Consider the following 8,960-nt stretch of genomic DNA (forward strand, 5'->3'; position numbering starts at 1 on the left):
AAGAAGGAAAGAATGCGGCTTAAGGAGGCGCTGACCGCTGCTTGCTCCCGCCGCAGAGCCGCCCTCCTTAAGAATTCTTCCGGCACGCTCTTACGTCGGAATAGCAGGCTTTCGGTTTTTGATATCCCGGGCTGAACGCTTTAACTAGGCAACTCACTTTCGCTATTTTTCAAGCTGCGTTGGCCCTCTGCTTAAATTATGCACTATCTTCGACGAATGGCAGCTAGCAAGCCCCGTAAGCTACGCAAGTACAAGCTCCGTTGGTTTTGAGGCCGGGAAAATTCTTAAGAGGGGCGGCTTTCTGACAGCGCCCTCTCAAGCCGCATTCTTGCGGAGCTTCTTGGCGGGACAAGAAGCTCCCCGCCGGAGGCACCCAGGTAGAATGTGGACGAGGCTACCGTCCGAAACGCAAAGCAAAACTTTAGCATTAACAACGCTGAACGTTCAACACCAAACCAGCTCGGAACGATCAATACACAATGTTAGTTTACCAGAAAAAAGGCGCTTTGAAAAGATGCTTTTCGATGCTTCTTATCCTTTTTTGAAAAACGCCACGGCCACCGCGCCGGGGCCTGCGTGGGTGCCGATAACGCTGCACAGCAGGCAGCCGTCCAGCTGGTCCACATGGCCCTCCCAAAGGGCCTTGCTGTCCTCCACGTATTTTTCCATCAGGGCGGAGGAAAGCCCTGTATAGCCCAGAAGCACCGGCCTGTCAAAATCCACGCCGCCTGCCTGATTGATCTTCTCCACCAGCAGGTTATTGCCGTTGCGGGAGCCTCTGGCCTTGCCGATCATGACCACGGCGCCGTCCTGAATGGTGACAACGGGCTTGATATTCAGCATGCCGCCCGCAAAGGCAACGGTTTTGGAAATGCGGCCGCCCTTTTTCAGGTACTCCAGAGTGTCCAGCAGAGCAATCACGCAGACGTCCTCCCGTGCTCTCATCAGGGTTTCCGCGATTTCCGCGGCGCTTCTCCCCTGTTCGTTCAGCCGCACTCCAAGCTCTGCCAGCACGCCCGCGCCGATGGAGACGGACTGGCTGTCCACTATATAGATATTCTCGTACCCCTCCGCCGCCAGTACGGCGCTCTGATAGGTACCGGAGAGCTTGGAGGAAAGGGTGATGACCACGGCGCTGTCCCCTGCCGCGGCGGTCTCCCGGAAGACGGTATCGAACATAGCGGGGGTTGCCTGGCTGGTGGTGGGCAGAACGTCGCTCTCCACCAGCTTTTCATAGAATTCCCGTTTGTCCAGATCCACGCCGTCATAATACTCCGTCTCGCCGAAGCGGACGGTCAGGGGCACAAACTGCATTTTCGCCCGATAGCTTTCTCTTACATCCGTGGTGGAATCCACAATGATACGAACAGACATAGTTTATTCTCCTTTGGCATACTGCCGAATGATGTTTTCCAGATTTACGCTGATTTTTTCCATGGCACGGTACATGATCTCCCGCTCCTGCTCGCTGAGCCCAGCGCCGGCCGCTTCCAGAATGCGGTTGATCCGCCGGGCCACCTCCGCCCCCGCCTGCTGGCCCGTAGGCGTAAGCAGGAGTTTCGCCCTGTACTTTTTCCCGGCCTGGGGGTGCAAATAGCCGCTGGACTCCAGGTATTCCAAGGAACGGGAAATGGCCGCCTTGTCCTCCTCGCAGCGTTCACACAGCTCCGCCGCGGTCATGGGGCCAAAGCTGTAGAGATAATACAGGCAGGACACATGGGGACCCTTCAGATCCAGCTGGGCCATCTGGCCGGACTTTAACCGCTTGATGCTCCTGCTGAGCTTGCCCACAAGGACCGTAAAGGTCTCAAAGCGCTGTTCCATTTCCGCATGCTCCTTTGTTGTAAAATCAACGTTTGCAAGCATAGCATACATTCGTTGATTTGTCAACATTATTTGCAATCACAACAGCACCATCCGGAGTCGCAAATTCAGGCGCTTCCTACGGTGCCCTATATATTTATAGCGGCAGAAACCATGCGTCTGTCATGATTTCTGCCGCTATGTTTTTACCTGGCGGGCACAAAGGCATACACTGCCGTGGCGGAAACGCAGAGCTTCCCCGGGGCTTCGGCGGTAAAAACCTCAGCACGCAGGTGCATCAGCGTTTTTCCGGCGGTCAGGACCTCTACCTTTACCAGCAGCTCCCCTTCCGCCCTCAGAAGCCTGTGAAAGCTCAGATGCATCTCCACGGTAGGCGAAAAGCCCCTGCCGGGCTGAATGGCATAGACCACAAAGCCCATGGCCTGGTCAACCACCGCCGCGGCCATACCGCCGTGAAGGGTTCCCGCCGCGTTGGCCATCCAGGGCCCCACGGCGCACCGGAAACTGTAGGTGTTCCCCTCCGCGCTTTCCAGTGAAAAGTGAAAACGGTCACCGATGGTGTCCGGGGCTACAGCATGCAGCCCCGTCAAAGCCTCCTGAAGGCGGAGCTCACTCTCCCCGCTCACTGGTGACGACCTTTCCGATGTTCCACAGGTGCGTAACCATCCGCTCAGCGGACTTCTTCTCCTCCTCGGTCTCATATTCCACATAAACCGTGTGAGCAGAGCAGTCGGCGCACTCCACCTGAACGCTCCAGCCGCCCTCGTGCGTCAGCATTCCGGGGCCACGGCAGATGGGGCATTCTTCCAGCATGATTTTCTCTTCCATAGTTTGTTTCTCCTTATCTGAAAATAGTCTGTGTTGTGTCGTAAATCTCTTCTCTGCGGATACGGCAGAAATCCGGCGCGTATTCCGGCAGATACCGGACAATGGCGCCGTGCAGCTGAGCGGGATTCAAGGTTGGGTTCTGGCAGCAGACAATCCCGTCCAGAAGCAGGATGCCCCGCTCTCCCGGTTCTACGCTGAGGGAACGGATCATAGGGATAATATCCTGTTCCGCAGTTCCGTTCTTGCTCTTTTTCTCCACGGTCAGGCTTTCCCGGGCGAAAAGCGCCCGGATGGCTTCCGCGGCCCCCTCCGGTACGCCGCCGTCGTATTCCAGCGTCACCCGGCAGCGCAGCAGACTCAGATCCCGAATCTTGCGTCCGGTCTCATAGCATTCCCGGACATGTACGCCGGGCACCAGAGCGGCATTCAGCCTGTCCCGGATCTCCTCCACGGGGATGGGCTCCCCTTCCAGATCAAAATCCAGCAGCTCGCAGATGCTTTCCACGCCCACGGACAGCGGCAGCGCAATGGAGACGGAGGGTCTGGGGTTGAAGCCTTTGGTATGGGTCAGGGGCAGCCCCGCCCGCTTGAATGCCCGCTGGAAGACCCGCATCAGGTCCAGGTGGGACATCCAGATGGCTGTACCCGTCTTCTCAAACAGAAGTCTAGGCATCGCAGGCCACCTCCTCCAAGAGACAATTGGCCCCGCAGCCTGCGCAGCCATGGCGGCAGTCCGGCGTCACCGTATCCCCGTAGGCCCGTTTCCGCTCCCGCAGCAGGAACTTCCTGGTCACGCCCACATCAATCATATCCCAGGGCAGCAGCTCGTCCTCACCGTAGCCCCGGACGGTATAGAAATCCGGGTCCACGCCGCATTTGGCAAAGGCGTCCTGCCAGATGTCATAACGGAAGTATTCGTCCCACCCGTCCAGCCGGGCGCCCATTTTGACCGCTTCCTCAATGACAGGCCCCAACCGCCGGTCTCCCCGGGCAAACACAGCCTCCAGCCGGCTCAGGTCAGGGCTGTGGTAGTCGTACTCAATGGACTTGGAGTAAAAATGCTCCTTCAGCAGCTTACACCGGCGCAGATACTCCTGCGGGGTGATCTGCCGCTCCCACTGGAAGGGTGTGTGGGGTTTGGGCACAAAGTAGGCTGTGGCCACATGGACCCGCAGGCCCCGCTTTTTGTTGACGGCGTTGGCTTTCCAGGCCTGAATGACCTTATAGACCAGTTCCGCAATGCCCAGCACATCCTCGTCCGTCTCCGTAGGCAGGCCCAGCATGAAATAGAGCTTCACGCTGTTCCAGCCCCCGGCAAAAGCCTGGGCGCAGGTGGTGAGAATCTCTTCCTCTGTCAGATTCTTATTGATAACATCCCGCAGCCGCTGGGTACCCGCCTCCGGGGCGAAGGTAAGGCCGGATTTGCGGACGGCCTGGAGCTTTTCCATCAGCTCCCGGGAGAAGTTGTCCGCCCGCAGGGACGGCACGGACAGGCTGATATGGTTTGCCTCACAGTAGGGCAGCATTTTGTCCGTCAGTTCTTTCAGTCCACGGTAATCCGATGTAGACAGGCTGGAAAGGGTAATTTCGTTGAAGCCGGTGGACTCCATCAGCTTTACAGCCTGATCATACAGCACCTCCGGGCTTTTCTTCCGCACGGGGCGACAGGAAAAGCCTGCCTGACAGAACCGGCAGCCCCGGATACAGCCCCGGAACACCTCCAGATTGGCCCGGTCGTGGACGATCTCCGTGGAGGGAACGATCATCTCCGTGGGGAAATAGGCGGTGTCCAGATTTTCCACGATACGCTTGGTGACCACCTCCGGCGCGCCTTCCAAAGGCGTCACGGCGGTCAGCACCCCATTTTCGGCATAGGTGTGCGCATAGAAGGAGGGCACATACACGCCGGGGACCTTGGAAACTTCCTTCAGAAAACGGGGCTTGTCCCAGTTTTCCCGCTTCGCCCTTTTATACACATCCAGAATTTCCACCGTGATGTCCTCCCCCTCGCCCAGGGAGAAGAAATCCACGAAGTCCGCCAGGGGTTCCGGGTTAAAGGCGCAGACGCCGCCGGCAAAAACCATATTTTGAAGCCCCTGCCGGTCTCCGGAATGCAGAGGGATGCCGGACAGGCGCAGCATATTGAGAATATTGGAATAGGACATTTCGTAGCCAATGGTAAAGGCCACCATATCAAAATCCCTCACCGGATCCTGGCTTTCCAGCGCCCAGAGGGGGAGGCCGTTGTCCCGCATGGCCTGTTCCATATCTCCCCAGGGGGCAAAGACACGCTCGCACCACACATCGGGGATTTGGTTCATGACCCCGTAGAGAATGCGCATACCCACATTGGACATACCGATCTCATAGGTGTCCGGGAAGCAAAAGGCCACTCGAACGGCCACGTCTTCCTTGTTTTTCCGCACCTGCCCCCATTCGCCGCCCACATAACGGGCGGGCTTTTGTACCGTGGGCAGAATACGGCTTTTCAAATCTGTCATCTTGTTACCTCTTTGCGTATTTTGCCCATCTATTGTACTCGCTTCTCTCTCCATTTGCAAGAAAATTTTCCGTCTTTTCCTCCCAGCCAGGTAAGTCCTACCGCTGCCGCCCCGAAAGGAAGTCCCAGAGCCATGCATAACGCCCCGGCAGACAGTGCCGCGGCAAGTCCCACCCAGCAGGAAACCGCCGCAACAGCCTTCGGCGGAAGCAGCCATTTCAAAATGCACCGGAGGATGCGTCCGCCGTCCAGCGGATAAATGGGGAGCAGATTATATGCCCCCTGCACCAGACCGCAGAGGGCCAGTCTGGGAAAGATACCGGACAGAGATAGCAAGCTCAGGCTGCCAACAGGCCCGGCAGCGGCGGCAAGCAGCTCCGCAGCCGTTCCCAGACCACGCAGTTCCATGACGGCCCCCCGGGAACCGATCGCCATGCCGGACACACGCCCCCCCAGAGCACGGATGGCGAGATAATGGCAGCATTCGTGAACCACCCCCGCCAGCAGCGCCGCGGCGATCCACGGCAGCGGCAGCACCAGAAGCAGCAGGGCCAGCGCGACACAGCCCCAGCCGGACAGTTCCACGTCACCCAAGCCCCGCCCCCCGGAGGATGCTCCCGCAGAAGGCCGCCACCGCCTGACCGGCGTTGGTCCCCTGCCGCAGCGTCTTCACAAGCTCCGACAGAGCCTGCGCCGTCACCTCCGGATCGCCGGGGAGAAGCCAGTATTCCAAATCATCCTTCGGAACCGCCAGCAGCACCGCAAACGCAAGGATCAGAAAAATCCAATAAGGAAATCGTCTCTTTTTTCGCCTCCCGGGGTAGTCAATTCGATAGGCCACAGGCGTCCACCTCCCGCTCTATGGTATGCTGACCGTACGGGAACCATGCGTTGCAAAAAAGCAGGCAGCTCTTTCAGGACTGCCCGCTTGCGCTTCCCAATATGAAATATCAGAATTCCACCGTATTGTCCGCCGGCGGCTTACCCTGCATACGGTAGGTCACGTTAGCCAGCTTCCGGTTTTTCAGGGAGCCAACGATTGTAGGCACCGCGCCAATCAGGGTAAAGAGATACAGCTGGAGCAGATTGCCGATGTAATCGCCAGCCTCGATCGCCTCTTCCTGAATCAGGTAGGGAATTGCCCGGTAGGCGTCTGTAAAAGAGACCTCAAAATACTTCGCCGCAGTAATGGCCCAGTCCAGCCGGTCGCCCACATAGGTCATAACCAGCATCAGCACACAGGCAATGACGATTCCTCTGGTGGACAGGCGGCCGCTCAGCAGCTCATAGCCCTTCAGGGTGCAGATTGCCAGCACGATGCCGGACAGGGCCGCCACATACCCCATCTGCTCCAGCAGCACGATACAGGCCGCGCCAAGTACACTTCCCAGCAGCGCGCCCACGATACCCGCCAGCACATTTTCCGGCTTCCGTTCCATTTCCTGCCGGGCCTGCTCCTTCATGCTGTCCTGCTGCTGATAGCAGCTGTCGCACAGCAGGGACGGTACACCCGCCATGACGCAGGCCTCGGTCTGCACCGTCTGGCCGCAGCCCTGGCAGCAGCTTTGGTATCCCCGCGAACGCAGGAAGGACACGGTCTCCCGGGTGACCTGTTCCAGTTTGTCAATATCTTTCAGGCTGCCGAAACGCGCCTTCAGAATGAATTCCACCCGGCTTCGGCGGACGGTGCAGTTTGCCACCAGCTTGTTGCCCTTGACAAAGGACTTCAGCTCCGCCCCATCAGGCTCCTGACCGCCTTTCGTCAGGGAAAAGACCAGCGAAACGTAACTCTGATTGCTCGTGCCGCGCGTCAGCAGCATATTCATACCGCCCTGATTCCCGAAAAGAATCCCGCTCTGGGCATCCACCGACAGCCGAAGCCGCTGAGCCACCTGAGTCAGATAATCCTGCATTGCATTGCTCATAATGTTCTCTCCTCTATCTCCGATATTCTCTTTCCGCTCGCCGCTCTTTCCAAAGCGGTTTTTCCGATTTGATTTTAGCACAGACGGCAAACCCCGTCAAGCATCTGTTCTCTGATATGTCCCCGCCCGGGAAAATCCGCACGTTAATTCATCAAGGCACTTGACACATTGGAAAAAATTGAGTATAATACCCTAGCTATCGGGGTGTGGCGAAGCTTGGTATCGCGCTTGGTTCGGGTCCAAGAGGCCGCGGGTTCGAATCCCGCCACTCCGACCACGGGACCGTCTTCCGACGGTCTCGTTTCTTTTTTCCCATTTCCACAAGTTTTTATGGAAATGGGAAAAGCGCCTATAAAGAGACCCACATCGCCCATGTCAAAAGGAGGCCGCTTCCATGCCGGAATACTATACCGCGTACAACGACCGCTATTTGCAGGTTCACATGCGAAATCTCCAGTGGGCTGACAGCGCCCCCTCCCCAATCGTCGCTGAAGCATTGGCAGAATACGGCATCGGGCGAGGCTCTAGAATTCTGGAACTGGGCTGTGGAGAGGGGCGGGACGCCGTATACCTTCTCAAACAGGGGTATGATGTTCTGGCAACGGACGTATCCACCGAGGCTATCCGTTACTGCCGGGAACAATTTCCGGACTATGCGGAACACTTTCATGTCCTGGACTGCGTCGCGGGAGCTCTGGACGCGAAATTTGACTTTATCTACGCCGTTGCGGTCGTCCATATGTTGGTTGAGGATAACGACCGCGCCAGATTTTACGGTTTTCTGCGGAAGCATCTGAATCCCGGCGGCATTGCCTTGGTCTGCTCCATGGGAGACGGAGAAATAACCTGCCGGACAGACCCCAGGCAGGCTTTCGCCCTGCGGGAGCGGCTGCACAGCCAGACCGGGCAGACCCTTTCCATCGCCGCCACAACCTGCCGGATGGTTTCCACAGACGAATTCCGGCAGGAAATCGAAGCTGGCGGCCTGCGCATCCGTGAAGCGGGACTGACAGAAACCGTCCCCGGTTTTTCCAGTATGCTGTTCGCTATAATGGAGTCAGAATAAACGCAAAACCGCTGTCCCCCGGCAGACGCCGACGGACAGCGGTCTCTTTTATGTAGCGGCAATGCTGGCCGCGTATTGCATGTATTTTCCCCGCGCCTGCTCTTCCCGAAATCCGCAGGCAAAGGCCACACGGCAGGAGCGCTCGTTCCGCGGGTCGATTTTGGCAATGATCTTTTGAATACCAAGTTCCTCAAACGCCAGATGCAGCGTCTGCCGGATGGCGGCCTCTCCGTAGCCGAAACCCCAGAGCGTATCCTCTCCGATGGCATAGACGATCTCATATGTATCCGCGTCTGCCGTTTTCGCCAGCTTTACAAAGCCGACGGAGGTGCCGTCCTCCAGACAGATCATAAAGAAACGTCCCATGGCGTTCAGATGAAAGGTCAGCATCGGTTCCGGGACCGTGTCCGCCAACCGAGACAGATAGGAGATCACACCGGCATCCTCATTCAGGAACCTGGTCACCTCCGGGTTCTTCAGCCAATAAATCAGATTGTCCATGTCTTTTCGTCGTTCGCAAGCACGCAAAAAAATAGAAGCGGCTTTCCTCATATCGCTTACCTCACAGTAAAAAAATACTTAAAAGCCCTTCTTGCGTGTGCAAAGACGGTTCTTTTATATGAAATTATGTCTAGTATACCATATTTCCCCGGGAAGTCAAGCTATCCCGCGGAAATGGGCATTTTCAACAAGAAAGCAAGAATTCTTTCGTACAAAACAGGGGCTGTTAAATAACCCCAAAAGGAAATCGCAGACTCTTTCCCGAAATGGAAAGGGTCTGCTTTTTCTTACCCATCAAGGCTGTGGATAACTTTTC

11 protein-coding genes and 1 tRNA gene are annotated in these 8,960 nt (G+C 57.1%); 2 read left to right on the forward strand and 10 right to left on the reverse strand.

Annotated elements, in window-relative coordinates; genetic code table 11:
* Nucleotides 1-531: 531 nt before the first annotated feature.
* From KQI10_RS01050 to KQI10_RS01090, 9 genes are all read right to left on the reverse strand, one after another.
* Nucleotides 532-1,374 (reverse strand): DegV family protein, encoded by an 843-nt coding sequence (locus KQI10_RS01050; RefSeq protein ID WP_216565537.1) that lies wholly within the window; start codon nucleotides 1,372-1,374, stop codon nucleotides 532-534.
* A gap of 3 nt (nucleotides 1,375-1,377) precedes the next feature.
* Entirely contained in the window at nucleotides 1,378-1,824 is a 447-nt protein-coding gene (locus tag KQI10_RS01055) for a MarR family winged helix-turn-helix transcriptional regulator (protein WP_216565543.1), read from the reverse strand.
* Nucleotides 1,825-2,009: 185 nt separating this feature from the next.
* Nucleotides 2,010-2,414 (reverse strand): PaaI family thioesterase, encoded by a 405-nt coding sequence (locus tag KQI10_RS01060; RefSeq protein ID WP_216565544.1) that lies wholly within the window; start codon nucleotides 2,412-2,414, stop codon nucleotides 2,010-2,012.
* A gap of 19 nt (nucleotides 2,415-2,433) precedes the next feature.
* On the reverse strand, nucleotides 2,434-2,652 hold the full coding sequence (locus KQI10_RS01065; protein ID WP_216565545.1) for a Lar family restriction alleviation protein: 219 nt from the start codon (nucleotides 2,650-2,652) through the stop codon (nucleotides 2,434-2,436).
* 13 nt (nucleotides 2,653-2,665) lie between these two features.
* Nucleotides 2,666-3,325, reverse strand: coding sequence for a TIGR03936 family radical SAM-associated protein (locus KQI10_RS01070; RefSeq protein WP_216565546.1), 660 nt, complete (start codon nucleotides 3,323-3,325; stop codon nucleotides 2,666-2,668).
* The gene (locus KQI10_RS01075; RefSeq protein WP_216565547.1) at nucleotides 3,318-5,153 is read right to left on the reverse strand and encodes a TIGR03960 family B12-binding radical SAM protein; all 1,836 of its coding nucleotides are present in this window, start codon (nucleotides 5,151-5,153) and stop codon (nucleotides 3,318-3,320) included. The genes KQI10_RS01070 and KQI10_RS01075 overlap by 8 nt, the downstream gene beginning before the upstream one ends.
* 29 nt (nucleotides 5,154-5,182) lie before the next feature.
* Nucleotides 5,183-5,737 (reverse strand): site-2 protease family protein, encoded by a 555-nt coding sequence (locus KQI10_RS01080; RefSeq protein ID WP_371818342.1) that lies wholly within the window; start codon nucleotides 5,735-5,737, stop codon nucleotides 5,183-5,185.
* Nucleotide 5,738: 1 nt separating this feature from the next.
* On the reverse strand, nucleotides 5,739-5,993 hold the full coding sequence (locus tag KQI10_RS01085) for a hypothetical protein (protein ID WP_216565549.1): 255 nt from the start codon (nucleotides 5,991-5,993) through the stop codon (nucleotides 5,739-5,741).
* A gap of 109 nt (nucleotides 5,994-6,102) precedes the next feature.
* Nucleotides 6,103-7,077, reverse strand: coding sequence for a hypothetical protein (locus KQI10_RS01090; protein WP_216565550.1), 975 nt, complete (start codon nucleotides 7,075-7,077; stop codon nucleotides 6,103-6,105).
* Between the two features lie 200 nt (nucleotides 7,078-7,277).
* Between KQI10_RS01090 and KQI10_RS01095 the strand changes: the two genes are divergently transcribed.
* Nucleotides 7,278-7,354: transfer RNA gene (locus KQI10_RS01095), tRNA-Pro, on the forward strand.
* A gap of 117 nt (nucleotides 7,355-7,471) precedes the next feature.
* The gene (locus tag KQI10_RS01100; protein WP_216565551.1) at nucleotides 7,472-8,143 is read left to right on the forward strand and encodes a bifunctional 2-polyprenyl-6-hydroxyphenol methylase/3-demethylubiquinol 3-O-methyltransferase UbiG; all 672 of its coding nucleotides are present in this window, start codon (nucleotides 7,472-7,474) and stop codon (nucleotides 8,141-8,143) included.
* 48 nt (nucleotides 8,144-8,191) lie between these two features.
* On the opposite strand, the gene KQI10_RS01105 is transcribed toward KQI10_RS01100, so the two are convergent.
* On the reverse strand, nucleotides 8,192-8,695 hold the full coding sequence (locus KQI10_RS01105; protein WP_256445282.1) for a GNAT family N-acetyltransferase: 504 nt from the start codon (nucleotides 8,693-8,695) through the stop codon (nucleotides 8,192-8,194).
* Nucleotides 8,696-8,960: the final 265 nt, after the last annotated feature.

This window comes from Pseudoflavonifractor sp. MSJ-30, from assembly GCF_018918045.1.
In the GTDB taxonomy this organism is placed as follows: Bacteria; Bacillota; Clostridia; order Oscillospirales; family Oscillospiraceae; genus Faecousia.

Coding starts and splice junctions, on each gene's coding strand:
- KQI10_RS01050 (WP_216565537.1), bottom strand. CDS start 1,374: ATGTCTGTTCGTATCATTGTGGATTCCACCACGGATGTAAGAGAAAGC.
- KQI10_RS01055 (WP_216565543.1), bottom strand. CDS start 1,824: ATGGAACAGCGCTTTGAGACCTTTACGGTCCTTGTGGGCAAGCTCAGC.
- KQI10_RS01065 (WP_216565545.1), bottom strand. CDS start 2,652: ATGGAAGAGAAAATCATGCTGGAAGAATGCCCCATCTGCCGTGGCCCC.
- KQI10_RS01070 (WP_216565546.1), bottom strand. CDS start 3,325: ATGCCTAGACTTCTGTTTGAGAAGACGGGTACAGCCATCTGGATGTCC.
- KQI10_RS01075 (WP_216565547.1), bottom strand. CDS start 5,153: ATGACAGATTTGAAAAGCCGTATTCTGCCCACGGTACAAAAGCCCGCC.
- KQI10_RS01090 (WP_216565550.1), bottom strand. CDS start 7,077: ATGAGCAATGCAATGCAGGATTATCTGACTCAGGTGGCTCAGCGGCTT.
- KQI10_RS01100 (WP_216565551.1), top strand. CDS start 7,472: ATGCCGGAATACTATACCGCGTACAACGACCGCTATTTGCAGGTTCAC.
- KQI10_RS01105 (WP_256445282.1), bottom strand. CDS start 8,695: ATGAGGAAAGCCGCTTCTATTTTTTTGCGTGCTTGCGAACGACGAAAA.